This is a genomic window from Pseudomonas sp. microsymbiont 2 (genome assembly GCF_054788395.1).
Window position 1 is genome coordinate 5,351,415 of record NZ_CM139112.1, and the last position, 25,356, is coordinate 5,376,770.

The 25,356-nt window shown below is 65.4% G+C and carries 24 protein-coding genes; 18 read left to right on the plus strand and 6 right to left on the minus strand.

Translation table 11 applies throughout. From position 1 onward, the window contains the following. Nucleotides 1–27: 27 nt before the first annotated feature. Genes ACYUME_RS24065 through pilG form a run of 3 tightly spaced genes read right to left on the minus strand, consistent with a single transcriptional unit; the run spans nt 28 to nt 1,390 of the window. Nucleotides 28–582 (minus strand): chemotaxis protein CheW, encoded by a 555-nt coding sequence (locus ACYUME_RS24065; protein ID WP_279887810.1) that lies wholly within the window; start codon nt 580–582, stop codon nt 28–30. Then, nucleotides 579–944 carry a twitching motility response regulator PilH gene (gene pilH / locus ACYUME_RS24070; RefSeq protein ID WP_279887809.1) on the minus strand — a complete coding sequence of 122 codons (366 nt, stop codon included), beginning with the start codon at nt 942–944 and terminating at the stop codon, nt 579–581. Before pilH ends, ACYUME_RS24065 begins: the two co-directional genes overlap by 4 nt. Nucleotides 945–988: 44 nt before the next feature. Continuing rightward, a complete protein-coding gene (pilG, locus tag ACYUME_RS24075; protein WP_279887807.1) occupies nt 989–1,390 on the minus strand; it encodes a twitching motility response regulator PilG in 402 nt (133 codons plus the stop codon). A 187-nt stretch (nt 1,391–1,577) separates the two neighbouring features. Here pilG and gshB point away from each other — a divergent pair, with 187 nt between their 5' ends. The 14 genes from gshB (at nt 1,578) to ACYUME_RS24145 (ending at nt 15,681) form a co-directional block, all read left to right on the plus strand. After that, a complete protein-coding gene (gshB, locus tag ACYUME_RS24080; RefSeq protein WP_460417245.1) occupies nt 1,578–2,531 on the plus strand; it encodes a glutathione synthase in 954 nt (317 codons plus the stop codon). A 91-nt stretch (nt 2,532–2,622) separates the two neighbouring features. Beyond that, nucleotides 2,623–3,522 carry an energy transducer TonB gene (locus ACYUME_RS24085; protein ID WP_460417246.1) on the plus strand — a complete coding sequence of 300 codons (900 nt, stop codon included), beginning with the start codon at nt 2,623–2,625 and terminating at the stop codon, nt 3,520–3,522. 197 nt (nt 3,523–3,719) lie between these two features. Continuing rightward, nucleotides 3,720–4,289 (plus strand): YqgE/AlgH family protein, encoded by a 570-nt coding sequence (locus ACYUME_RS24090; protein ID WP_279887802.1) that lies wholly within the window; start codon nt 3,720–3,722, stop codon nt 4,287–4,289. Beyond that, the gene (ruvX, locus tag ACYUME_RS24095) at nt 4,289–4,726 is read left to right on the plus strand and encodes a Holliday junction resolvase RuvX (RefSeq protein WP_279887800.1); all 438 of its coding nucleotides are present in this window, start codon (nt 4,289–4,291) and stop codon (nt 4,724–4,726) included. The genes ACYUME_RS24090 and ruvX overlap by 1 nt, the downstream gene beginning before the upstream one ends. 51 nt (nt 4,727–4,777) lie before the next feature. Next, nucleotides 4,778–5,296 carry a bifunctional pyr operon transcriptional regulator/uracil phosphoribosyltransferase PyrR gene (gene pyrR, locus ACYUME_RS24100; RefSeq protein ID WP_279887798.1) on the plus strand — a complete coding sequence of 173 codons (519 nt, stop codon included), beginning with the start codon at nt 4,778–4,780 and terminating at the stop codon, nt 5,294–5,296. 12 nt (nt 5,297–5,308) lie between these two features. Further along, nucleotides 5,309–6,313, plus strand: a complete 1,005-nt coding sequence (locus tag ACYUME_RS24105) for an aspartate carbamoyltransferase catalytic subunit (protein WP_279887796.1) — start codon at nt 5,309–5,311, stop codon at nt 6,311–6,313. Next, nucleotides 6,310–7,581: a dihydroorotase gene (locus ACYUME_RS24110; protein WP_279887794.1), complete on the plus strand. Its 1,272-nt coding sequence runs from the start codon at nt 6,310–6,312 to the stop codon at nt 7,579–7,581. The genes ACYUME_RS24105 and ACYUME_RS24110 overlap by 4 nt, the downstream gene beginning before the upstream one ends. Before the next feature lie 284 nt (nt 7,582–7,865). After that, nucleotides 7,866–8,396 (plus strand): ATP-dependent protease subunit HslV, encoded by a 531-nt coding sequence (gene hslV / locus ACYUME_RS24115; protein ID WP_054884302.1) that lies wholly within the window; start codon nt 7,866–7,868, stop codon nt 8,394–8,396. 74 nt (nt 8,397–8,470) lie between these two features. Then, on the plus strand, nt 8,471–9,814 hold the full coding sequence (gene hslU, locus ACYUME_RS24120) for an ATP-dependent protease ATPase subunit HslU (RefSeq protein ID WP_279887792.1): 1,344 nt from the start codon (nt 8,471–8,473) through the stop codon (nt 9,812–9,814). A 172-nt stretch (nt 9,815–9,986) separates the two neighbouring features. After that, on the plus strand, nt 9,987–10,364 hold the full coding sequence (locus tag ACYUME_RS24125) for a gamma-butyrobetaine hydroxylase family protein (protein WP_011536058.1): 378 nt from the start codon (nt 9,987–9,989) through the stop codon (nt 10,362–10,364). 336 nt (nt 10,365–10,700) lie between these two features. Continuing rightward, on the plus strand, nt 10,701–12,380 hold the full coding sequence (gene phaC / locus ACYUME_RS24130; protein WP_279887790.1) for a class II poly(R)-hydroxyalkanoic acid synthase: 1,680 nt from the start codon (nt 10,701–10,703) through the stop codon (nt 12,378–12,380). A gap of 64 nt (nt 12,381–12,444) precedes the next feature. Next, nucleotides 12,445–13,296 carry a poly(3-hydroxyalkanoate) depolymerase gene (gene phaZ, locus ACYUME_RS24135; RefSeq protein WP_279887788.1) on the plus strand — a complete coding sequence of 284 codons (852 nt, stop codon included), beginning with the start codon at nt 12,445–12,447 and terminating at the stop codon, nt 13,294–13,296. Nucleotides 13,297–13,397: 101 nt separating this feature from the next. Beyond that, entirely contained in the window at nt 13,398–15,062 is a 1,665-nt protein-coding gene (gene phaC / locus ACYUME_RS24140; protein ID WP_460417250.1) for a class II poly(R)-hydroxyalkanoic acid synthase, read from the plus strand. A gap of 4 nt (nt 15,063–15,066) precedes the next feature. Next, entirely contained in the window at nt 15,067–15,681 is a 615-nt protein-coding gene (locus ACYUME_RS24145) for a TetR/AcrR family transcriptional regulator (RefSeq protein ID WP_279911593.1), read from the plus strand. Nucleotides 15,682–15,766: 85 nt separating this feature from the next. Here ACYUME_RS24145 and ACYUME_RS24150 read toward each other — a convergent pair whose 3' ends face one another. Next, nucleotides 15,767–16,519, minus strand: coding sequence for a phasin family protein (locus ACYUME_RS24150; RefSeq protein ID WP_460417252.1), 753 nt, complete (start codon nt 16,517–16,519; stop codon nt 15,767–15,769). A gap of 10 nt (nt 16,520–16,529) precedes the next feature. Beyond that, on the minus strand, nt 16,530–16,949 hold the full coding sequence (locus tag ACYUME_RS24155) for a phasin family protein (protein WP_460417254.1): 420 nt from the start codon (nt 16,947–16,949) through the stop codon (nt 16,530–16,532). Between the two features lie 180 nt (nt 16,950–17,129). Between ACYUME_RS24155 and ACYUME_RS24160 the strand changes: the two genes are divergently transcribed. Next, nucleotides 17,130–21,869, plus strand: coding sequence for a hypothetical protein (locus ACYUME_RS24160; protein WP_460417256.1), 4,740 nt, complete (start codon nt 17,130–17,132; stop codon nt 21,867–21,869). A gap of 12 nt (nt 21,870–21,881) precedes the next feature. Here the strand turns inward: ACYUME_RS24160 and ACYUME_RS24165 are convergent, their stop codons facing one another. Beyond that, nucleotides 21,882–22,157: a polyhydroxyalkanoic acid system family protein gene (locus ACYUME_RS24165; protein ID WP_279880161.1), complete on the minus strand. Its 276-nt coding sequence runs from the start codon at nt 22,155–22,157 to the stop codon at nt 21,882–21,884. 125 nt (nt 22,158–22,282) lie between these two features. Here ACYUME_RS24165 and ubiE point away from each other — a divergent pair, with 125 nt between their 5' ends. Genes ubiE through ubiB form a run of 3 tightly spaced genes read left to right on the plus strand, consistent with a single transcriptional unit; the run spans nt 22,283 to nt 25,286 of the window. After that, nucleotides 22,283–23,053: a bifunctional demethylmenaquinone methyltransferase/2-methoxy-6-polyprenyl-1,4-benzoquinol methylase UbiE gene (gene ubiE, locus ACYUME_RS24170; protein ID WP_050707258.1), complete on the plus strand. Its 771-nt coding sequence runs from the start codon at nt 22,283–22,285 to the stop codon at nt 23,051–23,053. After that, the gene (locus ACYUME_RS24175) at nt 23,053–23,676 is read left to right on the plus strand and encodes a ubiquinone biosynthesis accessory factor UbiJ (RefSeq protein ID WP_460417258.1); all 624 of its coding nucleotides are present in this window, start codon (nt 23,053–23,055) and stop codon (nt 23,674–23,676) included. Before ubiE ends, ACYUME_RS24175 begins: the two co-directional genes overlap by 1 nt. After that, the gene (gene ubiB / locus ACYUME_RS24180; RefSeq protein ID WP_460417259.1) at nt 23,673–25,286 is read left to right on the plus strand and encodes a ubiquinone biosynthesis regulatory protein kinase UbiB; all 1,614 of its coding nucleotides are present in this window, start codon (nt 23,673–23,675) and stop codon (nt 25,284–25,286) included. The genes ACYUME_RS24175 and ubiB overlap by 4 nt, the downstream gene beginning before the upstream one ends. Nucleotides 25,287–25,356: the final 70 nt, after the last annotated feature.

Consider the following 25,356-nt stretch of genomic DNA (forward strand, 5'->3'; position numbering starts at 1 on the left):
GCCTGGCTTGTTCACGTCGAAAGTCCTCTACAACGCCACGTCGAGAAAGCCCGGCGCCTGGGCCAGGGCGAACGGGCTGAAGATCGCCCAGTTGCGTTCACGGGGGAAGTGCCCTTGCACGAACGCCGCCGCGGCACGGATCAGAGGCTGCGGCGGCGACAGTTCGAGGCTGCTCAGGGCGAAATGCTGCAAGCCCACCACCTCGTCCACCAGCAGCCCGGCGAACAGCTCTTCGTGGTCGAGCACCAAGACCCGCCGCTGCTTGCCCGGGGCCGCCGGCCCCAGGCCGAAGAACGCGCACAGGTCCATCACCGGCAACAGCCGCCCGCGCAGGTTGGCCACCCCGCGCACCCAGGGCTGCACGCCCGGGACCCGGCTGCTGCGGGGCTCGCGCAACACTTCGGCGACCTCGCCCATGGGCGCGACGAACCATTGCCCGGCGATGCGAAAGCCGATGCCGCTCCACTGTTGCAGGCGCGTGTCCTGCGGCGGCTGGTCGGCCACCAGCAGGCGGCAGCGCCGGTCGATGTCCAGCAACAGCTCGAAGGCGGTCAGCGACGCGCCCTGGGGGCGGGTGGTCAAGCGCCGAGCACTTCTTTGAGCTTGGCGATCAGCGCGCCCTCTTCCACCGGCTTGGTCAGGAAATCGCGGGCCCCCTGGCGCTGGGCCCAGATACGGTCGGTGTCCTGATCCTTGGTGGTCACCACGATCACCGGAATGGCACTGGTTTCCGGGTCCTTGCTCAGCTGGCGGGTGGCCTGGAAACCGTTCATGCCGGGCATGACGATGTCCATCAGCACCGCGTCGGGCTTCTCCTGGCGCGCCAGCGCCACGCCATCGGCACCGTTGTCGGCCTTGAGTACCCCATAGCCGTGCTTCTCCAGCCATTCGGTCAATCGGTACATCTCTGTCGGCGAGTCGTCGACAATCAGAACTCGGGCCATGCTGTTTCCCCATGAGGAACGTGAGACGCCGCCACTGGGCGGTGTCAGGGTGCGTGTGGGTCCTGCGCGGCGAAACCGGGCACATGGGCGCGGATCGCATCGAGCAGTTCTTCCTTGCTGAAGGGTTTGGTCAGGAACTGGTCGGAGCCGACCACCCGGCCGCGAGCCTTGTCGAACAGGCCATCGCGCGAGGACAGCAGGATCACCGGGATGTCCTTGAATTCGCTGTTGTGCTTGATCACCGCGCAGGTCTGGTAGCCGTCCAGGCGCGGCATGAGCACATCGACGAAGATGATCCGGGGTTTGTGGTCGACGATCTTGACCAGGGCGTCGAAGCCGTCACTGGCGGTGATCACCTCGCAGCCCGCCTCGCCAAGCAACATCTGGGCGGTGCGGCGAATCGTGCGGGAATCGTCGATCACCATCACCTTCAGGGGTTGTTCCATAGTCGCGCTTCTGCCTGGGAGCGAATTCGCCAAAAGGCCGTGCAGGCCATGTGCCTGGCCTTTTTAGCACACTCGCGATGGCCATTCCATCCGCCGCCCCCTTGACCAGGGGCGCGCCCGGCGCCACCCTGAGCCACTTTTTTCTTTCGTGCCATCGCGGCCACCGGCCGCCAAGAGGAACTACCCCATGAGCGTTCGCCTCGGGATTGTCATGGACCCCATCGCGTCCATCTCCTACAAGAAGGACAGTTCGCTGGCCATGTTGCTGGCCGCCCAGGCCCGCGGCTGGGACCTGTTCTACATGGAGCAGCGCGACCTGTACCAGGGCCAGGGCAAGGCCCGCGCGCGGATGCGCCCGCTCAGGGTGTTCGCCGACCCGGCCCGCTGGTTCGAACTGGGCGAGGAGCAGGACAGCCTGCTGAGCGAGCTGGATGTGATCCTGATGCGCAAGGACCCGCCGTTCGACATGGAGTTCGTCTACAGCACCTACCTGCTGGAGCAGGCCGAGACCGAAGGCGTGCTGGTGGTCAACCGCCCGCAGAGCTTGCGCGACTGCAACGAGAAGCTGTTCGCCACGCTGTTCCCGCAATGCACGCCGCCTACCCTGGTCAGCCGCCGCCCGGACATCATCCGGCAGTTCGCCGCCGAGCATGGCGACGTGATCCTCAAGCCGCTGGACGGCATGGGCGGCACCTCGATCTTCCGCCACCGCGCCGGCGACCCCAACCTGTCGGTGATCCTCGAGACCCTGACCGCGCTGGGCGCCCAGCAGATCATGGCCCAGGCCTACCTGCCGGCGATCAAGGACGGCGACAAGCGCATCCTGATGATCGACGGCGAGCCGGTGGACTACTGCCTGGCGCGTATCCCGGCCAGCGGCGAGACCCGTGGCAACCTGGCCGCCGGCGGTCGTGGCGAGGCCCGCCCATTGAGCGAGCGCGACCGCTGGATCGCCGCCCAGGTCGGTCCGACGCTGCGCGCGAAGGGCCTGCTGTTCGTCGGCCTGGACGTGATCGGCGAGCACCTCACCGAAATCAACGTCACCAGCCCGACCTGCATCCGCGAGATCGACGCGGCCTACAACACCGATATCGGTGGCCAGTTGATGGATGCCATTGATCGCAAGCTGCAGGCGCGCTGACCGAGGACAGGTGGCAATGCCACGCAGTGGGGTATGATGCCGGTCCTTTTCGACTGAGCCGCTGCCCCACTGCGCGGTTGCTGGATACCCGATGACGCTGCTCGCCGACATCCCGCCCGACCTGTTGCCACCGCGCGTTCGCCCGGCGGACCGGCTCGGCTTTACCCTGTTCCTGGCAGCCCTGGTGCACCTGGCGCTGATCCTGGGCGTGGGCTTCAGCGTGGTCAAGCCGGCCGAAATCCGTCACACCATGGACATCACCCTGGCCACCTTCAAGAGCGAGAAGGCGCCCGAGAAAGCCGACTTCCAGGCCCAGGACAACCAGCAGGGCAGCGGCACCCTGGAGAAAAAGGCGCTGCCCAAGACCACCGAGGTGGCGCCGTTCCAGGACAGCAAGATCAACAAGATCACCCCGCCACCGGCCGCCAGGCCGGAAACACCGCCGGCCCCGGCCAAGTCGGTGGTCGCCACCCAGGCGCCGAAGCCACAGAAGGTCGAGCCCAGGCCAAAAGAGAGCAAGCCGCAGCCCAAGCCCGAGACCAAGGTGCCGGACTTCGACAGCTCGCAGCTGTCCAGCCAGATCGCCAGCCTCGAGGCGGAGCTGTCCAACGAGCAGCAACTGTACGCCAAGCGCCCGCGCATTCACCGCATCAATGCCGCCTCGACCATGCGCGACAAGGGTGCCTGGTACAAGGAAGAGTGGCGCAAGAAGGTCGAGCGCATCGGCAACCTCAACTACCCCGAGGAGGCCCGGCGCCAACAGATGTACGGCAGCCTGCGCATGATGGTGTCGATCAATCGCGACGGTTCGCTGTACGAAGTGCTGGTGCTGGAGTCGTCCGGACAGCCGGTACTGGACCAGGCGGCCCAGCGCATTGTGCGCCTGGCCGCGCCGTTCGCGCCGTTCACCGGCGACCTGGCCGAGTTCGACCGGCTGGAGATCATCCGTACCTGGCGTTTTGCGCGCGGGGACAAGCTGTCGAGCAATTGACGCAAGGCTTGCTTGCCCCTGTAGGAGCGGCCTTGTGTCGCGAAAGGGCTGCACAGCAGCCCCGGCGATTCTGCATGAGGCCAAGATCCTGGGGCCGCTACGCAGCCCTTTCGCGACACAAGGCCGCTCCTACAAGGGTCACCGACAGCCTCTCGCGCACCTTGTCAGCCTCGCCACCTGGCGCCACACTATCGCTCATGAAAACCCTCGCCCCCAGCTACCTCAAGCACCAGTTCCTGATCGCCATGCCGCACATGGCCGATCCGAACTTTGCCCAGACCCTCACCTACATCGTCGAGCACAATGCCCAAGGCGCCATGGGCCTGGTGGTCAATCGCCCGCAGGAGCTGAACCTGGCCGATATCCTCGAGCAGTTGCGCCCGGACGAACAGCCGCCAGCCAGCACCCTGCACGTGCCGATCTACCAGGGCGGCCCGGTGCAGACCGATCGCGGTTTCGTGCTGCACAGCGACGAGTGCAGCTTCCAGGCCACCGTGGCGCTGGAAGGGCTGTCGCTGACCACCTCGCAGGACGTGCTGCTGGCCATCGCCGCGGGCGTGGGGCCGAAACAGAGCCTGATCACCCTCGGCTATGCCGGCTGGGAAGCCGGCCAGCTGGAAGCGGAGCTGGCCGACAATGCCTGGCTCAACTGCCCGTTCGACCCCGAGATCATCTTCGGCCTGGCCAGCGACCTGCGCCTCGATGCCGCCGCCGCCAGCCTGGGGATCAACCTCAGCCTGCTGACCAGCCAGGCGGGCCACGCCTGATGGCCGAGCGACAGCCTGAGCTACGCCTGCTGCTGGGCTTCGACTACGGCACCCGGCAGATCGGCGTCGCCGTCGGCCAGGTCATCACCGGCCAGGCCCGCGAGCTGTGCACGCTCAAGGCGCAGAACGGCGTGCCGGACTGGAACCAGGTCGAGAAGCTGATCAAGGAATGGAAACCCGACGCCATCGTCGTCGGCCTGCCGCTGAACATGGACGGCACGCCCAGCGAGATGAGCGAGCGCGCCGAAAAGTTCGCCCGCCGCCTGCACGGTCGTTACAACCTGCCGGTGCACACCCACGACGAACGCCTGACCACCTTCGAAGCCAAGGGCGAGCAGATGGCCCGTGGCGGGCGCCACGGCAGCTACCGCGACAACCCGGTCGACGCCATCGCCGCCGCCCTGCTGCTGCAAGGCTGGCTGGAGGCCAACACTTAAATCCGCTTTGCCGCCGGACCACGCCGGCGCCCGCCTTCCAAGGAGCACGCAATGAGCCTACCCAATCCCGCCGACCTGATCCGGCAGATGGCCGTCGACCTTCGCGCCCACCTGGCCCGCCGCAGCATCGTCGAACCGCGCTTCATCGGCATCCGCACCGGCGGCGTGTGGGTGGCCCAGGCCCTGCAGGCGGCGCTGGGCGACGACAGCCCCCTGGGCACCCTCGACGTGTCCTTCTACCGCGACGACTTCAGCCAGAACGGCCTGCACCCGCAGGTACGCCCTTCGGAGCTGCCGTTCGACATCGAAGGCCAGCACCTGGTGCTGGTGGACGACGTGCTGATGAGCGGCCGCACCATCCGTGCCGCCCTCAACGAACTGTTCGACTATGGCCGCCCGGCCAGCGTGACCCTGGTGTGCCTGCTCGACCTGGATGCCGGCGAACTGCCGATCCGCCCGAACGTGCTCGGCGCCACCCTGTCGCTGGCCGCCCATGAACGGGTAAAATTGACCGGACCTTCGCCGCTCGCCCTCGAGCGCCAGGACCTCGCTTCCGCATCCGCCCTTTAAGAGTCCCCCGCGATGACGCCATTCGACGCCAAGCGCCCGCTGCAGCTCAATGACCAGGGCCAGCTGCGCCACTTCCTCTCGCTCGACGGTTTGCCCCGCGAACTGCTCACCGAGATCCTCGACACCGCCGACTCGTTCCTCGAAGTCGGCGCCCGGGCCGTGAAGAAAGTCCCGTTGCTGCGCGGCAAGACCGTATGCAACGTGTTCTTCGAGAACTCCACCCGTACCCGCACCACCTTCGAACTGGCCGCCCAACGCCTGTCGGCCGATGTGATCAGCCTGAACGTGTCGACCTCCTCGACCAGCAAGGGCGAGACCCTGTTCGACACCCTGCGCAACCTGGAGGCCATGGCCGCCGACATGTTCGTCGTGCGCCACTCCGACTCCGGCGCCGCCCACTTCATCGCCGAGCACGTGTGCCCGGACGTGGCGGTGATCAACGGTGGCGACGGTCGCCACGCCCACCCGACCCAGGGCATGCTCGACATGCTGACCATTCGTCGGCACAAGGGCAGCTTCGAGAACCTCTCGGTGGCGATCGTCGGCGATATCCTGCACTCGCGCGTGGCCCGCTCGGACATGCTCGCGCTCAAGGCCCTGGGCTGCCCGGATATCCGCGTGATCGGCCCGAAAACCCTGATTCCGATCGGCATCGAGCAGTACGGGGTGAAGGTCTACACCGACCTGGCCGAAGGCCTGAAAGACGTCGACGTGGTGATCATGCTGCGCCTGCAGCGTGAGCGCATGGCCGGCGGCCTGCTGCCCAGCGAAGGCGAGTTCTACCGTCTGTTCGGCCTGACCACCGCGCGCCTGGCCGGGGCCAAGCCCGATGCCATCGTCATGCACCCAGGCCCGATCAACCGTGGCGTGGAGATCGAGTCGGCGGTGGCCGACGGCCAGCACTCGGTGATCCTCAACCAGGTCACCTACGGCATCGCCGTGCGCATGGCCGTACTGTCCATGGCCATGAGCGGACAGACCGCGCAACGTCAATTCGAGCAGGAGAACGCCCAGTGACCATCAGTATCATCGGCGCCCGGGTCATCGATCCTGCCAGCGGCCTGGACCGCATCACCGACCTGCACCTGGACGGCGGGCGCATTGCCGCCATCGGCGCGGCGCCGGCCGGCTTCAGCGCCAGCCGCACGATCCAGGCCGACGGCCTGGTGGCCGCTCCGGGCCTGGTCGACCTCGGCGTCTCCCTGCGCGAGCCGGGCTACAGCCGCAAAGGCAACATCGCCAGCGAAACCCGCGCAGCGGTAGCCGGCGGCGTCACCAGCCTGTGCTGCCCGCCGCAGACCAAGCCTGTACTGGACACCTCGGCGGTAGCCGAGCTGATTCTCGACCGCGCCCGCGAGGCGGCCAACAGCAAGGTCTACCCGATCGGCGCCCTGACCAAGGGCCTGGACGGCGAGCAGCTGGCCGAGCTGGTGGCCTTGCGCGACACCGGTTGCGTGGCCTTCGGCAATGGCCTGAAAGAGATTCCCAACAACCGCACCCTGGCCCGCGCGCTTGAGTACGCGGCAACCTTCGACCTGACCGTGGTGTTCCACTCCCAGGACCGTGACCTGGCCCAGGGCGGCCTGGCCCACGAAGGCCCGATGGCCAGCTTCCTCGGCCTGCCGGGCATCCCGGAAAGCGCCGAGACCGTGGCCCTGGCGCGCAACCTGCTGCTGGTCGAGCAGACCGGCGTGCGCGCTCACTTCAGCCAGATCACCAGCGCCCGTGGCGCCCGGCTGATCGCCCAGGCCCAGCAGCTGGGGCTGCCGGTCACCGCCGATGTGGCGCTGTACCAGCTGATCCTCACCGACGAAGCCCTGCGCGACTTCTCCAGCCTGTACCACGTGCAACCGCCGCTGCGCACGCCCGCCGACCGCGACGGCCTGCGCGAGGCCGTGAAGTCGGGCGTGATCCAGGCCATCTCCAGCCACCACCAGCCTCACGAGCGCGACGCCAAGCTGGCGCCGTTCGGTGCCACCGAGCCGGGTATCAGCAGCGTCGAACTGCTGCTGCCGCTGGCCATGACCCTGGTGGAAGACGGCCTGCTCGACCTGCCGACCCTGCTGGCACGCCTGAGCCACGGCCCGGCCGCGGCCATGCGTCTGCCGGCCGGCGAATTGAAGGTGGGCGGCGCGGCGGACCTGGTGCTGTTCGATCCGAAAGCGTCGACTGTTGCCGGCGAGCAGTGGTTCTCTCGCGGCGCGAACTGCCCGTTCATCGGTCACTGCCTGCCGGGCGCGGTGCGTTATACCTTGGTCGACGGGCACGTCTGCCACGAGGCCTGACAAAGCGCACATCCGCTTTGTGTAGGAGCGGCCTTGCCGGGGCGCCGGATCGGTCGGAAAGGGCCGCGCAGCGGCCCCAGCAATTCATGCATGATGCCGAGATCCTGGGGCTGCTTCGCAGCCCTTTCCGACCGGTCCGGCGCCCCGGCAAGGCCGCTCCTACAAGGTTCGCGTGCAGGCCTGGAGAGCATCGACCATTCATCCCCCCCGGTTGAAATCCTTCCCCCCTCCCCCCATATGAGTCTGCATCAGGCATTTTCGCCCCGCTGCGTGGAGACTCTCCCTTGACTACCATCGTTTCTGTCCGCCGTAACGGCAAAGTCGTCATGGGCGGCGACGGCCAGGTTTCCCTCGGTAATACCGTGATGAAAGGCAACGCCAAAAAGGTCCGTCGCTTGTACAACGGCCAGGTCATCGCCGGCTTCGCCGGTGCCACCGCCGATGCCTTCACCCTGTTCGAGCGCTTCGAAGCCCAGCTGCAGAAACACTCCGGCCACCTGGTGCGTGCCGCCGTCGAACTGGCCAAGGAATGGCGCACCGACCGCTCCCTGAGCCGCCTGGAGGCCATGCTGGCCGTGGCCAACAAGGACGCATCCTTGATCATCACCGGCAACGGCGACGTGGTCGAGCCCGAGGACGGCCTGATCGCCATGGGTTCCGGCGGCGGCTACGCCCAGGCCGCGGCCCGCGCCCTGCTGAACAAGACCGACCTCTCGGCCCGCGAAATCACCGAGACCGCCCTGAACATCGCCGGCGACATCTGCGTGTTCACCAACCACAACCTGACCATCGAGGAGCAGGACCTGGCCGAGTGAATCAGTTGTTCTGGCGTCCCGCTCGCAGCGGGACTTTTCCACACTGATCACCCTGCTCGAGGACCATTTTCATCATGTCCATGACCCCCCGCGAGATCGTCCACGAACTCAACCGCCACATCATCGGCCAGGACGACGCCAAGCGCGCCGTCGCCATCGCCCTGCGCAACCGCTGGCGGCGCATGCAGCTCCCCGCCGAGCTGCGTGCCGAAGTCACGCCCAAGAACATCCTGATGATCGGCCCCACCGGCGTCGGCAAGACCGAAATCGCCCGCCGCCTGGCCAAGCTGGCCAACGCGCCGTTCATCAAGGTCGAGGCGACCAAGTTCACCGAGGTCGGCTACGTCGGCCGTGACGTCGAGTCGATCATCCGCGACCTGGCCGACGCCGCGCTGAAGATGCTCCGCGAGCAGGAGATCGTCCGCGTGCGCCACCGCGCCGAAGACGCCGCCGAAGACCGCATCCTCGACGCCCTGCTGCCGCAGGCGCGGGTCAGCAGCTTCAGCGAGGAAGCCCAGCAGTCCAGCGGCGACTCCAACACCCGCCAGCTGTTCCGCAAGCGCCTGCGCGAAGGCCAGCTGGACGACAAGGAAATCGAGATCGAGGTCGCCGAGAGCATGGGCGTCGAGATCGCCGCGCCGCCCGGCATGGAAGAGATGACCAACCAGCTGCAGAACCTGTTCGCCAACATGGGCAAGGGCAAGCGCAAGGCACGCAAGCTGAAGGTCAAGGACGCCCTGAAGATGGTCCGCGACGAAGAGGCCGGCCGCCTGGTCAACGAGGAAGAGCTCAAGGCCAAGGCCCTGGAAGCGGTCGAGCAGCACGGCATCGTGTTCATCGACGAGATCGACAAGGTCGCCAAGCGTGGCAACGTTGGCGGTGCCGATGTCTCGCGCGAAGGCGTGCAGCGCGACCTGCTGCCGCTGATCGAAGGCTGCACCGTCAACACCAAGCTGGGCATGGTCAAGACCGACCACATCCTGTTCATCGCCTCCGGCGCGTTCCACCTGAGCAAGCCGAGCGACCTGGTGCCGGAGCTGCAGGGGCGCCTGCCGATCCGCGTCGAGCTCAAGGCCCTGACTCCGGAAGACTTCGAGCGCATCCTGAAAGAACCGCACGCCTCGCTGACCGAGCAGTACAGCGCCCTGCTCAAGACCGAGGGCCTGAACATCGAGTTCGCCGACGAAGGCCTCAAGCGCCTGGCCGAGATCGCCTTCCAGGTCAACGAAAAGACCGAGAACATCGGTGCCCGCCGCCTGCACACCCTGCTTGAGCGCCTGCTCGAAGAGGTGTCGTTCAGCGCCGGTGACCTGGCCAGCGCCCATGACGAGACGCCGATCCACATCGACGCCGCTTACGTGAACAGCCACTTGGGCGAGCTGGCGCAGAACGAAGACCTGTCGCGCTATATCCTGTAAGACCGCATGGGGCCGCTGCGCGGCCCTTTCGCGACACAAGGCCGCTCCTACAGAGGATCGCGCTTCCCTGTAGGAGCGGCCTTGTGTCGCGATTGGGCTGCGCAGCAGCCCCCTTGCACATTGGCCGGAATCTCTCGAAGCTAGCTCCATCCGCTTCCCTGAGACCAAGCCCATGGCCCGCCTCCCCACCGCGATAAACCTGCACAAAGCCTCGAAAACCCTCACCCTCACCTACGCCCCCGGCGAGGTCTACCACCTGCCCGCCGAATTCCTGCGGGTGCATTCGCCGTCCGCCGAGGTCCAGGGCCACGGCAACCCCATCCTGCAATTCGGCAAGATCAACGTCGGCCTCAGCGGCCTGGAACCGGCAGGCCAGTACGCACTGAAACTGACCTTCGACGACGGTCATGACTCCGGATTGTTCACCTGGGAGTACCTCGAGCAATTGTGCCTGCGCCAGGAACAGCTGTGGGCCGAGTACCTCGACGAACTGCACAAGGCCGGAAAATCCCGCGACCCGTCCGAATCGGTGGTGAAACTGATGCTCTAGCTCAAGCCCCCGAGGCTTTAGAGCGCATTTTCTAATCTCATCTGCTTGAATGCTTCAATGGCCGCCAAAGACTGGCTGTCTTGCGCATTACATGAAAGTCGGGTAACCAATGGAGCTGGCAAGTTCCCTGCATCGCTTTTCGAGCAAGCAGGGCCAGGCCGGTATGTAGAGGTCGCGAGCGAAAGCAGGTTGTCTTCACACGCAGAAACCCCCGCAGCTCATCATCGACACGCATCCGGTCGCAGCACCGCTGTTCCTTATCACTGGTCACCCGAGTAGCAGTACCGGGCTGTCACAGCACACCGGTACTCGTCTCAGGACAACGGAGCGTCGTAGATGAGTAACAAGAACAACGATGAGTTGCAGCGGCAGGCCTCGGAAAACACCCTGGGGCTGAACCCGGTCATCGGCATTCGCCGCAAGGATCTGCTGACCTCGGCGCGCACGGTATTGCGCCAGGCCATTCGCCAGCCCTTGCACAGCGCCAAGCACGTGGCGCATTTCGGCCTGGAACTGAAGAACGTGCTGCTGGGCAAGTCGGCCCTGCAGCCCGAAGGCGACGACCGTCGCTTCAGCGATCCGGCGTGGAGCAAGAACCCGCTGTATCGCCGCTACCTGCAGACCTACCTGGCCTGGCGCAAGGAGCTCAACGACTGGATCGCCGAGAGCGACCTGTCGCCGCAGGACATCAGTCGCGGGCAGTTCGTCATCAACCTGATGACCGAGGCCATGGCTCCCACCAACACCCTCTCCAACCCCGCCGCGGTCAAGCGCTTCTTCGAGACCGGCGGCAAGAGCCTGCTCGACGGCCTGTCCAACCTGGCCAAGGACATGGTCAACAATGGTGGCATGCCCAGCCAGGTCAACATGGAGGCCTTCGAGGTCGGCAAGAACCTGGGCACCAGCGAAGGCTCGGTGGTGTACCGCAACGATGTGCTGGAGCTGATCCAGTACCGCCCGATCACCGAACAGGTGCACAGCCGCCCGCTGCTGGTGGTGCCGCCGCAGATCAACAAGTTCTACGTGTTCGACCTGAGCCCGGAGAAGAGCCTGGCACGCTTCTGCCTGCGCTCGCAGCAGCAGACCTTCATCGTCAGCTGGCGCAACCCGACCAAGGCCCAGCGCGAGTGGGGCCTGTCGACCTACATCGACGCGCTCAAGGAGGCGGTCGACGCGGTGCTGGCGATCACCGGCAGCAAGGACCTGAACATGCTCGGTGCCTGCTCCGGCGGCATCACCTGCACCGCGCTGGTGGGCCACTACGCCGCGCTCGGCGAGAAGAAGGTCAACGCCCTCACCCTGCTGGTGAGCGTGCTCGACACCACGGTCGACACCCAGGTCGCGCTGTTCGTCGACGAACAGACCCTCGAGGCCGCCAAGCGCCACTCCTACCAGGCCGGCGTGCTCGAAGGCAGCGACATGGCCAAGGTGTTCGCCTGGATGCGTCCCAACGACCTGATCTGGAACTACTGGGTCAACAACTACCTGCTCGGCAACGAGCCGCCGGTGTTCGACATCCTGTTCTGGAACAACGACACCACGCGCCTGCCGGCCGCCTTCCACGGCGACCTGATCGAGATGTTCAAGAACAACCCGCTGACCCGCTCCGATGCCCTGGAGGTGTGCGGCACCGCCATCGACCTGAAGAAAGTCGACTGCGATATCTACAGCGTCGCCGGCACCGCCGACCACATCACCCCTTGGCAATCCTGCTACCGCTCGGCGCACCTGTTCGGCGGCAAGATCGAGTTCGTGCTGTCCAACAGCGGCCATATCCAGAGCATCCTCAACCCGCCGGGCAACCCCAAGGCGCGCTTCATGACCGGCGAGGACCGGCCGGACGATCCGGTGGCCTGGCAGGAGAACGCGATCAAGCACGCCGACTCCTGGTGGCTGCACTGGCAGACCTGGCTGGGCGAGCGCGCCGGCGAGCTGAAAAAGGCCCCCAACCGCCTGGGCAATCGCGCCTACGCCGCAGGCGAGGCGGCGCCTGGCACCTACGTTCACGAGCGTTGAGCAAAACCGTCGCGACGCCTCCACGGCGGTGTCGCGACGCTACCTTCACCACAGAGTCACGCGCATGCCGCAACCGTACATCTTCAGGACCGTCGAGCTTGACAACCAGTCCATCCGCACCGCGGTCCGCCCGGGCAAGCCCCACCTGACGCCGCTGCTGATCTTCAACGGCATCGGCGCCAACCTGGAGCTGGTGTTTCCGTTCATCGAGGCGCTGGACCCGGACCTGGAGGTCATCGCCTTCGACGTCCCCGGGGTCGGCGGCTCGTCGACACCACGTCACCCCTACCGCTTCCCCGGGCTGGCCAAGCTCACCGCGCGCATGCTCGATTACCTGGACTACGGCCAGGTCAATGTCATCGGTGTCTCCTGGGGCGGCGCGCTGGCCCAGCAGTTCGCCTACGACTACCCAGAGCGCTGCAGGAAACTGGTGCTGGCCGCCACGGCCGCGGGCGCGGTCATGGTGCCGGGCAAGCCCAAGGTGCTGTGGATGATGGCCAGCCCTCGGCGCTATGTGCAGCCGTCCCACGTGATCCGCATCGCCCCGCTGATCTACGGCGGCGGCTTTCGCCGCGACCCGGACCTGGCCATGCACCATGCCTCGAAGGTGCGCTCCGGCGGCAAGATGGGCTACTACTGGCAGCTGTTCGCCGGGCTCGGCTGGACCAGCATCCACTGGCTGCACAAGATCCAGCAGCCGACCCTGGTACTGGCCGGCGACGACGACCCGTTGATCCCCTTGATCAACATGCGCCTGCTGGCCTGGCGAATTCCCAATGCCCAGCTACACATAATCGACGACGGCCACCTGTTCCTGATCACCCGGGCCGAGGCCGTCGCGCCGATCATCATGAAATTCCTCGAGCAGGAACGCCAACGCGCGGTCATGCACCCACGGCCCGCTGCGCGCACCTGATGCCGATCGCGGGACAAGCCCGCTCCCACGGCCCCAGGAAACCTAGCGTGGGAGCTGACTTGCCCGCGATCGGCCCGATTGCTAAACGATGGAGTGTTGGCATGAAAGACAAACCGGTGCCCGCCACCAGCATGAACGTGCAGAACGCCATCACCGGCCTGCGCGGTCGCGACCTTATCTCGACCCTGCGCCAGGTCGGCCGGATAGGCCTGCGCAATCCACTGCATACCGCCCACCACCTGTTGAGCCTGGGCGGCCAGCTGGGCCGCGTGCTAATCGGAGACAGCCCCTACCAGCCCCACCCACGCGACGCCCGCTTCAGCGACCCGACCTGGAGCCAGAACCCGTTCTACCGCCGCGGCCTGCAGGCCTATCTGGCCTGGCAGAAGCAGACCCGCCTGTGGATCGAGCAAAGCAGCCTGGCCGACGATGACCGCGCCCGCGCGCAATTCCTGTTCAACCTGGTCAGCGACGCCCTGTCCCCCAGCAACTCGCTGCTCAATCCGCTGGCGGTCAAGGAGCTGCTCAACACCGGAGGCCTGAGCCTGCTGCGTGGCGCCAGCCACCTGCTCGACGACCTGCGCCACAACGACGGCTTGCCACGCCAGGTCGACGAACGGGCCTTCGAGGTCGGCGGCAACCTGGCCGCCACACCGGGCGCGGTGGTGTTTCGCAACGAATTGCTGGAGCTGATCCAATACAGCCCCATGAGCGAGAAACAGTACTCCCGGCCATTGCTGGTGGTGCCGCCACAGATCAACAAGTTCTACATCTTCGACCTGGGCCCGACCAACAGCTTCGTCCAGTACATGCTCAAGCAGGGCCTGCAAGTGTTCATGGTCAGCTGGCGCAACCCCGATCCCCGCCACCGCGAGTGGGGCCTGTCCAGCTACGTGCAGGCCCTGGAGGAAGCGCTCAATGCCTGCCGCAGCATCAGCGGCAACCGCGACCCCAACCTGATGGGCGCCTGCGCCGGCGGCCTGACCATGGCTGCCCTGCAAGGCCACCTGCAAGCCAAGAAACAACTGCGCAAGGTGCGCAGCGCCACCTACCTGGTGAGCCTGCTCGACAGCCAGTTCGACAGCCCCGCCAGCCTGTTCGCCGACGAGCAGACCATCGAGGCGGCCAAGCGCCGCTCGTACCAGCGCGGCGTGCTCGACGGCGGCGAAGTGGCGCGGATCTTCGCCTGGATGCGCCCCAACGACCTGATCTGGAACTACTGGGTCAACAACTACCTGATGGGCAAGACCCCACCGGCCTTCGACATCCTCTACTGGAACGCCGACAACACCCGCCTGCCCGCGGCCCTGCACGGCGACCTGCTGGATTTCTTCAAGCTCAACCCGCTGACCTTCCCCGAAGGCCTGGAAGTGTGTGGCACGCCGATCGATCTCAAGCAGGTCGGCCTGGACAGTTTCACCGTGGCCGGCAGCAACGACCACATCACGCCGTGGGACGCGGTCTACCGCTCGGCGCTGCTGCTCGGCGGCGACCGACGCTTCGTCCTGGCCAACAGCGGGCATATCCAGAGCATCATCAACCCGCCCGGCAACCCCAAGGCCTACTACCTGGAAAACCCCAAGCTCTCCAGCGACCCACGGGCCTGGTTCCACGATGCCCGGCGCCGCGACGGCAGCTGGTGGCCGCTGTGGCTGGAATGGATCAGCGAGCGCTCCGGCACGCTGAAGGCGCCACGCGAGGAACTGGGCAACGCCACCTATCCAGCGCTGGGCCCGGCACCAGGCAGCTACGTATTGGCGCGCTGACCGGATGAAGACCCGCGACCGTATCCTCGAATGTGCCTTGCAGCTGTTCAACCGCCAGGGCGAGCCGAACGTCTCGACCCTGGAGATCGCCAACGAACTGGGGATCAGCCCGGGCAACCTGTACTACCACTTCCACGGCAAGGAGCCGCTGGTGATCGGCCTGTTCGAGCGCTTCGAAGAGGCGCTGATGCCGCTGCTCGACCCGCCGCTGGACGTGCGCCTGGACGCCGAGGACTACTGGCTGTTCCTGCACCTGATCGTCGAGCGCATGGCCCAGTACCGCTTCCTGTTCCAGGACCTGTCCAACCTGACCGGGCGCCTGCCCAAGCTGGCCCGGGGCATGCGCAGCCTGATCAACGCCCTCAAGCGCACCCTGGCCGCGCTGCTGGCCAGCCTCAAGAGCCAGGGCCAGGTAACCAGTGAAACCCTGGCGCTGGGGCAACTGGTCGAGCAGATCACCCTGACGCTGATGTGCTCGCTGGACTACCAGCGGGTGCTGGGCCGCGAGGGCGACGTGGGCGTGGTGGTGTACCAGGTGATGATGCTGGTGGCGCCACACTTGCAGGCGCCAGCGCGCAAGGCGGCGGAGCAGTTGGCGATGAGGTATCTGGAGGGTTGAAACAATCGCGGGGCAAGCCCGCTCCCACGCGGCCCGGACAGGCTCGGTGGGAGCGGGCTTGCCCCGCGATCAGGGCGACGCGGTATCAGGCCTGGGTGGTCGCATTCACCGGTGCCGACGGGGTGCCGCTGGCCGGAGCCGCGCTTGGTGCCGGCGCTGCAGTGGCGGCCGGTGCCGCAGTGGCGGGCTTGGCCGCAGCCGGCTTGGCTGGGGCCTTCTTCACGGCCGGTTTTTTCGCCGCAGCCGGCTTGGCCGCTGGTTTGGCCGCTACAGGTTTCGCCGCAGGCTTGGCTGCCGGTTTGGCCGCTGCGGTTTTCGCCACGGGCTTGGCCGCCGGTTTTGCTGCAGGCTTTGCCGCGGCTGTCTTGGCCGCAGGCTTGGCCAGTGGCTTGGCCGCCGTCTTGCTCGCGCTGGCCTTGGAGATCGGAGTGACCGAAGCGCCGGTCAGTTTCTCGATCTGCTTGGTCAGCGAGTCGACCTGCTGGTGCAGTGCCTTGATCTCATTGCGGCTGGGCACGCCCAGGCGCGAGATTGCACTGTTCAGGCGCTTGTCGAAGGCTTCCTCGAGCTCGCTCCACTTGCCCAGCGCACGTTCCTTGACGTCCGACACCCGCGAGGTGGTCGCCGTCTTGGCGCTGTCGGCGGCCGAGTCGACGTTCTTCTTCGCCTGCTTCTCGGCCTTTTCGCCGTCCTTCACCAGCGAATCGAACAGCTTCGGACCATCCTGGTCGATCTTGGAGTAGATACCCAGGCCCGCCAGCCAGATCTTGCGGGAGTACTTCTCGATCCCGCCGACCCAGGAGCTGCTTTCTTTCTCGGTGTTCTTCTTGCCAGCCATCCTGCTCTCCTTATGGTTTGTGCGCGACGCGCTCGAGCAGCTCGTGCAGCTGTTCAAGCTTGATGGACAACGCCTCAACGTCATGTTTAGACGGAATGCCGAGGCGATTCAAGGCGCGACCGACACGTGCATCGAAGGCTTGCTCGATTTTGTCCAGCTGGACCTCGACCTTGCCACGTACGCGGGTCACTTCACGGGCGGCGTCATCGATCTGTCCATTGGCGGCGTCGAGCTCCTTGTCGAGACGCTTCTTGCCACGCTTCTCGACGCCTTCGCCGGCCTTGACCAGCTCCTTCAGGTATTCCGAACCTTCCTGGCCGACACGGGCGTAAGCACCCAGTCCCGCCAGCCAGATCTTGCGCGCATAACCGCGCACCTCACCCAGGGTGCCCTGGATTTCTTCCTTTTTCTTTACGTTCACTTTGGCCATGTTCTGTACCTCATGCTCATGAGTGGAGGGAGGAACCGCCCATGGAGGTTGGGCTTGGGTACACGTTAGAGGCAGAAATTAGAATTCTCACCCTAAGGTCGCACGCAGCTCTATCTAACGCAGCCAGGCCGAGCGGACACCCCAGCATGTTCGTCCCTCGATCTCCTGGAGCCTCCAGCAATGCCCGACGCATCCACCACACTCCCGCTATCGTACAAAAGCTTGGTAAGCGCGAGGTTCGCAACACGACCCAGCCTGCGCCAGGTCCTGGCCAAGGCAGGCTTCGCCAAGCTGGCCGACCGTTACCCCTGGATCCGCGTGAACCACCCCGAACTGGCGTCGCTCGAGGCATTCACCCTGCTTCAAGCAGCGGATGAGCAAGGCACTGTCCGTCAGACAGTCCTGCTGGACGAGTTGCTCACGCATTTCCTTGCCAACCGCGATCTGGCGTTGAGCCCATCGGATCATCTGAGCATCGCGCCGCCGCTGGTGTTCCAGGCCCAAGCGCAGAGCACCGGTCGCCAACCAGTCGACCTCGACATGTCGATCCTGAACAGCCTCTTCGATGACCTGCTGGAAAACCTGGTGGAGATTTTCCTGCAGGCGCAGATCAGCTTCTGGAACGGTAGCGAGAACGCAACGGCCGTGCCGCGTCTGCGCTGGATGGAACAGATCATCAAGGCATCGCTGCTCGGCACCATAGAACGGCAGGATCTGGACGAGGTCGAGAAGGCTGCCTTGTACACACTTGTCAATGGCGGTAACGACACGCTCGCCATCCATGGCCTGCAGGTAACGCTCGGCCAGCAGGACAGCGCCCACGACCTGATACTGCCCGACCTGCTGGTCGCCGTTCAGCGCGACAATCGCCAACGGCTGCTCTGGTGCAAGCCCTCAGGCACCGTGCGCAGCTTCGCCAGCATACCGGCGTTCGCCAACGCCCTGCGCGACGAGCTCGCCGACCTGTATCGCTTCGATGCGATGGCCTGGGCCAGCAACGCACTGACGGATGATGCGTTCAGCTATCAGGCCACGCAGCTGCTCAACGCCATGCTGGAGCGCATCGACCGCCTGCAATTGCACGCGATCGACACTGTCGATGACCTCGAGACGCTTTTCAGCACGCTGAGCGACCCGGGTTCGGCCTTCCCCGACCATGCCGAAGTCTTGCACCAGGCACTCGAGGTCCCGCAGCCGGCTTGGCTGGTCAAAGCCTCGACCGAGGACCGTTTTCAATATCACATGGCATTGCTGGAACTTTCCGCCGCCCAAGTGCTGGCCAAAGGCGTCTCATCACTGGAGGGGATCGACAACCTGCGAGCGTATGCCGCCCGGCGCCTGCGCGAACAGATGCATGCCGATCACCCGGACAAGACGCAACATGACCCTGGCCAGCTACTCATCAGCATTGCCCAGCGGGTACAGATATCGTCCACCGGGCCGGTGCGCCTGGAATACCTGAGAACGGTCACCCTTGTCGACCTGGCGATTTCTCGCCTGAACGACAGCGATCAGGAGGTGGCGACCACGATCGCCATTGCCGGCAAGCAATCCGACGACCTCTGGATCGACCTGGACTATGTGCAGCAACTGATCCACCGCGTGGACATCGGCGGTCAGTACCCGATTTACGTCAACCGCCAGATGCAGGACTCGACCAACAGTGCCGCGCGCCTGGCACGCTTCAGCACCGAGTGGCGATACGGCCTGCTGCTGAGCGCGTTGCAAGCCAAGATCGAAGGCCAGCTCAAGGAGCGCCCCTGGCAAGTGCTCGCCGACTTCTGTCGCGGCAAGGACGACGCCTCGCCCCGCCTGAGCATGGCGCAGCTGGCGTTTCGTTGCGCGCCGAGGGCGAAGGTCAACCAGGCACACTGCATGTTCGTGATCAAGATCGATAGCCCGCGTACCTGGATTCTCTACCGCCCCCTGAGCGAAGACGACACCGTGAAGGCGTTCTCCAGCCGGGGCAAACTGATGGCCGCCATCAGCGCCAAAGGCAAGCTGCAAGACAACGTGCTCGCCTGGCTGGATGACAGTGCCCGCCCCATCTATGCCAACGATGGCTTCGAGCGCCCGCACCTGCACCGCCATCTTTCGGAGCTCGCGCACCTGGCAGGGCCTGGCTCGACACTGACCGATTCGCTGCTGTCGATGCTGCAAGGCCCGGCCAGCATCGCCTTCAGACCATGGACGAGCGACCTGGACAAGCAGGTGATGCAAGCAAAGGCCAAGGCAATGGTGCTGCTGGCTTCGCGGCAGAGCGTGTCCAACGCTCAGGAGCGTTGGGCGCTGATCAAGCAGTACGCATGGTTGGCCTTCAACACACTGGCGCCATTGCTGCCTGGGCCGGCAGGCACGCTGACCTGGCTGGTCGCCACGTTGGTCACCCTCAAGGACGACCTGTCCGCACTGACCGAAGGTAGCACCGCGCAGAAAGTGCTGGCGGGCACCGACCTGCTGATCAACCTGGCCATGCTGCTGCTCCACGCCAGCGTTCCAGGTGAGACGAGCCGTGTACTGCCCGAACACCTCCAACCGCGTTTCGACGGCCCACAACCGCGCGAACCGGCAACGCTGAGCACCACGGTAACGCCTGCAGCCAGAGCCTGGAAAACCACCGCCGACCCCCAGCGAACCGGCGCTGTCGGCTTGAAGCGCTGGCATGACAACCAGCGCCTGGGCAATCTGCCCGCCGAGCTGCTCCAGGCCTTGCCCCCTCTACGGGCACGCATCGACCTGACGGGACGCACTGCCGTGAAAACCGGGCGCTTGCGCGGACTCTACAAGGTAGGGGAGCAGCACTACGTGAAACTGCAGGACCGCCCCTATGAAATCGAAGAGACCTGGGAAGGCGTCCGTCTCATCGGCCCCGACGAGAGCCGTGGACAATGGACCGACCTGTGGGGTGGCAACTGGGATGGCTACTATATTCCTGGCCGTGAACGAAGCCGGGGGCCGTGGATAACCCGCTGGAATGGCGATTGGATGCTCGACCTCCGACTCGCCGGCGGCATGCCCAGAAGTGCGCAGGCCGTTCGTGAAAGCAACAAGAAGACCTTTGACGCTCTGAGAGAGCAGACCAATGACATCGATACTCAGTTGAAGATGAACGATGGGCTGGTCGAGCGCTACCTCGCCAAGACCAAGGCTTACGATATTGCCAACACGACGTTCAAGAAAGCGCTGGCCGACCATCCTGGCGTCACCCGCGGCACCTTGCCCGAAAACCTGCGCCAACAGTTGCAGGACTTGCAGGACTTGCGCAATAGCCATCGAACCGACCTGTACATGCTGTCGCTGGCCTACGAAAAGCTGTCGACCCTGCTAGGGTCGCAGGTCCAACTGTATGCGCAGCTGAGCGAGCCACGATTCACCCGCTTCGATCGCAACAACGTCTCCATCTACGCGCGCAGCATATGGTGGCAGCAATGGATAGAGGCCGACCTGCGCCTGTTCCACAACCTGCTCGACCTGACGGACTACCGCGTGCTCAAGAAACAGTCGCAGCAGCTCGCATCGCTGCCCTTCGGCCAGCAACAGGCAAGTGTGTTCATGACGTTTCGCCCCAACGTGGAGGCCGCGCTGGGCATCCATAAACGTATCCTGGCGACCAGCAAGCGACTCGACGAGAACATCAGTACCGCGCTCAACGATATGAGCCTCCAGTTCAAGGACAAGAAAAACAGGCTCGACGAAATCATCGCTCAGCGGCATTACTCCATCGTCATCATTCACGCCCAGGTCATCAGCGATGTGAGCCAGTTGCTGATCAAAAGGGATCTGCTGACTGCGGAAAACTACGACCAGTTGCTGCGCCTGCAAGCGGATCTGCGCAACCGGGACTTTCATGAGGCACTGCTGAGCCATGACAGCCTGATGGAAACCAACCTGCCCCTTGGCCAACAGGCCGAGGTGCTGACCACGGCACTGCGCGAGTACGAGGCTTCGCTCGGCAAGGCCAGTTACCTGCTTTCGCTCAAGGATGACGAACCTGCGCTGGATGGCGCCCGGCTGAACGAATACATCGATGCGCTCGGCGCGCTGAAGTCGCTCGCGGAAAGCGAGCTGAGCAATTGCCTGCGCGACAGCGACCAAGGCATTACACCGAAGCCCAGACCGATGACCTACCGGGCGCGCCCGGCCAAGCCTCGACTGATCCATACCCAACGAGGACGAGCGATCCTCGCCGAGCAGGAGCAGGACAGCAACCGGGCGGTACAGACCAATCCCATGACCCAGGTCGCCTACCATTACGAACAGCGGGGCGAGCATTGGGAGAGCGTTGCCGACGCCACGGTGGCGCCAACACGCGGCATGGCCGAGCTGGCCAACACCGCCAGGCGCCTGCTGGCACAAAAGGATGCGAGGATCATCCTGGCATCGCGCTACGCCAACGAACCCAACAGCCTGGCGGACCTGATGGACTGGCAGATCGAGGATATGGCGGATGTCGCGCGGCCGCTCGCGGGCGGCACGGCCAGCGAGAAAGCGTTGGCTGCCCAGCTGGATACGGCCGTCAAGGAGGTGCAGAGCGAAAAACGCCGCATGCTGGTCGACGCCTACTTCAATACCCGCCATCCGGACAGCAGGGCCTTGCAGTTCCTGGTGGACGAGAAGGAAGTCGATATCACGCCGACCACAGACCGCAAACGGCTCAAGGCGAACGACTTTCTCGATGTCTACACCATCACCCGCAAGGCGCCCAGGCAGAAGATCTGGGAAGCCCACTTCCACTACACCCGCGCCCAGGCGCCAGCCCATGCGTTCGCCAAAGGGCACTTGAAGTTCTGGGAGCCGCGCTCGATGAGCCGGGATGAACAGTTGGAACGCTCGACCAACGCAAAGGAGCGAATTGCCATCTATCGCGGGGATCTTCGCCTGGAACAGGTCAAGGACCTGATTCCGTTCCCCGCGACGTGACGGGCGCCTGGGTCAGGCGAGCGCCTTGTCCAGCGCTCGCTCGATCTCGCCCTTGATGCTGGCGCTCATCATCGACAGCATCATGCCCAGCTTGAGCTCGACGCGTATACGGTCATCGAAGATGTGCACGCTGCCGTTGGCGCCGCTGCGCGACACATCGACGCGGTCGCCGTTCCAGCTGGCCTTGAGGTCGTACTCGCGGGTCAGCTTGTCCACCAGCGCCTCGGCCTTGGCGCGGGCCGCCTCGCGGCCGAGGGTGTGTTTGCGTTCGACGCTGATCTGGGTCATGCGGGTGATCCTGGAGATGAAGACAATGAGCGCATTATGCCCCCGCCCGACCGAGCGCACACCCCGCCAAGACAAATCCGCCCGCAGCCCCTAGAATGGCCGTAATTTTTTTCTGGTGAAGCGATATGACCGACCAGCGCAAAGGCGACCACGCCGAACCCACTACCCACTTCGGCTACCAAGACGTGCCCGAGAGCCAGAAGGCGAAGAAAGTCGCCGAGGTGTTCCACTCGGTGGCCGCCAAGTACGACCTGATGAACGACGTGCTGTCCGGCGGCATGCACCGCCTTTGGAAGCGCTTCACCATCGAGCTGTCCGGCGTGCGCAGCGGCAACCGGGTGCTGGACATCGCCGGTGGCACCGGCGACCTGGCCGCCAAGTTCTCGCGCCTGGTCGGCCCGACCGGCCAGGTGGTGCTGGCCGACATCAACGACTCGATGCTCAAGGTCGGCCGTGACCGCCTGCTCGACCGTGGCGTGGCCGGCAACATCGAGTTCGTCCAGGCCGACGCCGAGAAGCTGCCGTTCCCGGACAACCACTTCGACTGCGTGACCATCGCCTTCGGCCTGCGCAACGTGACCCACAAGGACGAGGCCATCCGCTCCATGCTGCGGGTGCTCAAGCCCGGTGGCCGCCTGTTGATCCTGGAGTTCTCCAAACCGACCAACAAGCTGATGTCCAAGGCCTACGACGCCTACTCGTTCGCCTTCATGCCGCTGGCCGGCAAGCTGATCACCAACGACTCGGAAAGCTACCGCTACCTGGCCGAATCGATCCGCATGCACCCCGACCAGGAAACGCTCAAGAGCATGATGGTCGAGGCCGGCTTCGACCGCGTCACCTACCACAACATGACCAGCGGCATCGTCGCCGTGCACCGGGGGATCAAGCCCTGATGCTCCTGGCCGGCCTGCTCGCCAGCGCCGAGCACGGGCTCAACCGTGTCCTGCGCCTGGACAGCACCGCCCTGCCGCGCCTGGCCGCGCTGGAGGGCAAGGTGATCGAGATCGACTGCGTGCAGCCGGCCCTGAAGCTGTTCGTGCTGCCCGACGAAGAAGGCCTGATGCTCGCCGCCCACTGGGAGAGCGAGGTCGACTGCACCTTGCGCGCCCCCGCTGGGCGCCTGGCGCAACTGGCGCTGGCCCGGGACAAGACCGCCGTGCTGCATAGCCCCCAGGTCGAACTGCATGGCGACAGTGCCGTGCTGCTCGATCTGTTCGGCATCCTGCAGGACCTGGAGCTGGACTGGGAGTACGAGCTGCAGCGCTGGCTGGGCCCGGTGCCCACCGCACTGATCGCCGGCCACCTGCGCCTGCGCGCGCGCTGGACCCGCCAGGGCCTGGCCCGTTTCAGCCAGAACCTCTCCGAATACCTGGCCGAGGAGTCCCGCACCCTGGTCGGCAAACGCGAAGCCGAAGCGGCGTTCAGCGAGCTCGATGCGCTGAAGGTCGACATCGAGCGCCTCGAGGCACGCCTGCACCGCCTCGCCCACACTCTTGATACCAGCGATAACGCATGAAGCTGCTCGCCGTCCGCCGTCTGTTGCGCATCCAGCGCGTCGTGATCCGCTACCGCCTCGATGACCTGCTGTTCGAACAACCCCTGCTGCCTTGGTGGCTGGCCAGCCTGCGCCTGCTGATGCCCTGGCGCTGGCTGCCGCGCAAGCCCCTGGAGCTGAGCCGTGGTGCGCGCCTGCGCCTGGCGCTGCAGGACCTGGGGCCGATCTTCATCAAGTTCGGCCAGTTGCTGTCCACCCGCCGCGACCTGTTGCCCACCGACATCGCCGACGAGCTGATGCTGCTGCAGGACCGGGTGCCGCCGTTCGACCCTCAGCACGCCGTGGCGCTGATCGAGGAGCAGCTCGGGGCGAAGGTGACCGAGGTGTTCAGCCGCTTCGATGTCGAGCCCCTGGCCTCGGCCTCGGTAGCCCAGGTCCACGCCGCGCGTCTGAAGAGCGGCGAGGAAGTGGTGGTCAAGGTGGTGCGCCCGGGCCTGAAGCCGGTGATCGCCCAGGACCTGGCCTGGCTGTTCCTGATCGCCAAGGCCGCCGAGCGGGCCTCGGCCGATGCCCGCCGCCTGCACCCGGTGGAGATCGTCGGCGACTACGAAAAAACCATCTACGACGAGCTCGACCTGCTGCGCGAGGCGGCCAACGCCAGCCAGCTGCGGCGTAACTTCGAAGGCTCGGAGCTGATGTACGTGCCGCAGGTGTACTGGGATTTCTGCAGGCCCAAGGTGCTGGTGATGGAGCGCATCTACGGCGTCCCGGTCACCGACATGGCCACCCTGGCCGACCAGCGCACCGACATGAAGATGCTCGCCGAGCGCGGCGTCGAGGTGTTCTTCACCCAGGTGTTCCGCGACAGCTTCTTCCACGCCGACATGCACCCGGGCAACATCTTCGTCAGCACGGTCAAGCCGTGGAGCCCGCAGTACATCGCCATCGACTGTGGCATCGTCGGCAGCCTCACGTCCGAGGACCAGGACTACCTGGCGCGCAACCTGATCGCCTTCTTCAAGCGCGACTACCGCCGCGTGGCCCAGTTGCACATCGACTCAGGCTGGGTGCCGGCGCAGACCAAGGTCAACGAGTTCGAGGCGGCGATCCGCACGGTGTGCGAGCCGATTTTCGAAAAACCGCTCAAGGACATCTCCTTCGGCCAGGTGCTGATGCGCCTGTTCCAGACCGCCCGGCGCTTCAACATGGAAGTCCAGCCGCAGCTGGTGCTGCTGCAGAAGACCCTGCTCAACATCGAAGGCCTGGGCCGCCAGCTGTACCCCGACCTGGACCTGTGGAGCACCGCCAAGCCGTTCCTCGAGCGCTGGATGCGCGAACGCATGAGTCCGAAGGCGGTGATCGGCAACCTGTACAGCCAGGCCGAGCAGTTGCCGCACCTGGCCGACATGACCCGCGACCTGCTCGAGCGCCTGTCGCAACCGCACCTGCACGACGCGCAACTGCCCGAACGACGCCGTGCCGGCGACAACTGGGCGCTGCGCCTGCTCGGCGCCGGCCTGCTCGGCGGCGGCGCCACCCTGGCCGCCGGCGCCGTCAGCCTCAGCGCCCCGGCCGCCTGGCCAGCCTGGCTGATGCTCGCCGCCGGCCTGTACCTGATCGTGCGCCGATAGCCAGCCGCGCCGCTGGCTGGCACACTAGCGCACAGGGGCCCGGTACAGGAGCGGGCCCGGTTTGGAGTCG

Excerpts from the sequence above, each read along its gene's own strand:
- ruvX (WP_279887800.1), top strand. The coding sequence starts at position 4,289 with ATGGCCGAGCGACAGCCTGAGCTACGCCTGCTGCTGGGCTTCGACTAC.
- gshB (WP_460417245.1), top strand. The coding sequence starts at position 1,578 with ATGAGCGTTCGCCTCGGGATTGTCATGGACCCCATCGCGTCCATCTCC.
- ACYUME_RS24175 (WP_460417258.1), top strand. The coding sequence starts at position 23,053 with ATGCTCCTGGCCGGCCTGCTCGCCAGCGCCGAGCACGGGCTCAACCGT.
- ubiB (WP_460417259.1), top strand. The coding sequence starts at position 23,673 with ATGAAGCTGCTCGCCGTCCGCCGTCTGTTGCGCATCCAGCGCGTCGTG.
- ACYUME_RS24160 (WP_460417256.1), top strand. The coding sequence starts at position 17,130 with ATGCCCGACGCATCCACCACACTCCCGCTATCGTACAAAAGCTTGGTA.
- ACYUME_RS24165 (WP_279880161.1), bottom strand. The coding sequence starts at position 22,157 with ATGACCCAGATCAGCGTCGAACGCAAACACACCCTCGGCCGCGAGGCG.
- pilH (WP_279887809.1), bottom strand. The coding sequence starts at position 944 with ATGGCCCGAGTTCTGATTGTCGACGACTCGCCGACAGAGATGTACCGA.
- ACYUME_RS24150 (WP_460417252.1), bottom strand. The coding sequence starts at position 16,519 with ATGGCTGGCAAGAAGAACACCGAGAAAGAAAGCAGCTCCTGGGTCGGC.
- ACYUME_RS24125 (WP_011536058.1), top strand. The coding sequence starts at position 9,987 with ATGGCCCGCCTCCCCACCGCGATAAACCTGCACAAAGCCTCGAAAACC.
- ACYUME_RS24155 (WP_460417254.1), bottom strand. The coding sequence starts at position 16,949 with ATGGCCAAAGTGAACGTAAAGAAAAAGGAAGAAATCCAGGGCACCCTG.
- phaC (WP_460417250.1), top strand. The coding sequence starts at position 13,398 with ATGAAAGACAAACCGGTGCCCGCCACCAGCATGAACGTGCAGAACGCC.
- ubiE (WP_050707258.1), top strand. The coding sequence starts at position 22,283 with ATGACCGACCAGCGCAAAGGCGACCACGCCGAACCCACTACCCACTTC.
- ACYUME_RS24085 (WP_460417246.1), top strand. The coding sequence starts at position 2,623 with ATGACGCTGCTCGCCGACATCCCGCCCGACCTGTTGCCACCGCGCGTT.
- hslU (WP_279887792.1), top strand. The coding sequence starts at position 8,471 with ATGTCCATGACCCCCCGCGAGATCGTCCACGAACTCAACCGCCACATC.
- phaZ (WP_279887788.1), top strand. The coding sequence starts at position 12,445 with ATGCCGCAACCGTACATCTTCAGGACCGTCGAGCTTGACAACCAGTCC.
- ACYUME_RS24145 (WP_279911593.1), top strand. The coding sequence starts at position 15,067 with ATGAAGACCCGCGACCGTATCCTCGAATGTGCCTTGCAGCTGTTCAAC.
- ACYUME_RS24090 (WP_279887802.1), top strand. The coding sequence starts at position 3,720 with ATGAAAACCCTCGCCCCCAGCTACCTCAAGCACCAGTTCCTGATCGCC.
- pyrR (WP_279887798.1), top strand. The coding sequence starts at position 4,778 with ATGAGCCTACCCAATCCCGCCGACCTGATCCGGCAGATGGCCGTCGAC.
- pilG (WP_279887807.1), bottom strand. The coding sequence starts at position 1,390 with ATGGAACAACCCCTGAAGGTGATGGTGATCGACGATTCCCGCACGATT.
- phaC (WP_279887790.1), top strand. The coding sequence starts at position 10,701 with ATGAGTAACAAGAACAACGATGAGTTGCAGCGGCAGGCCTCGGAAAAC.
- ACYUME_RS24105 (WP_279887796.1), top strand. The coding sequence starts at position 5,309 with ATGACGCCATTCGACGCCAAGCGCCCGCTGCAGCTCAATGACCAGGGC.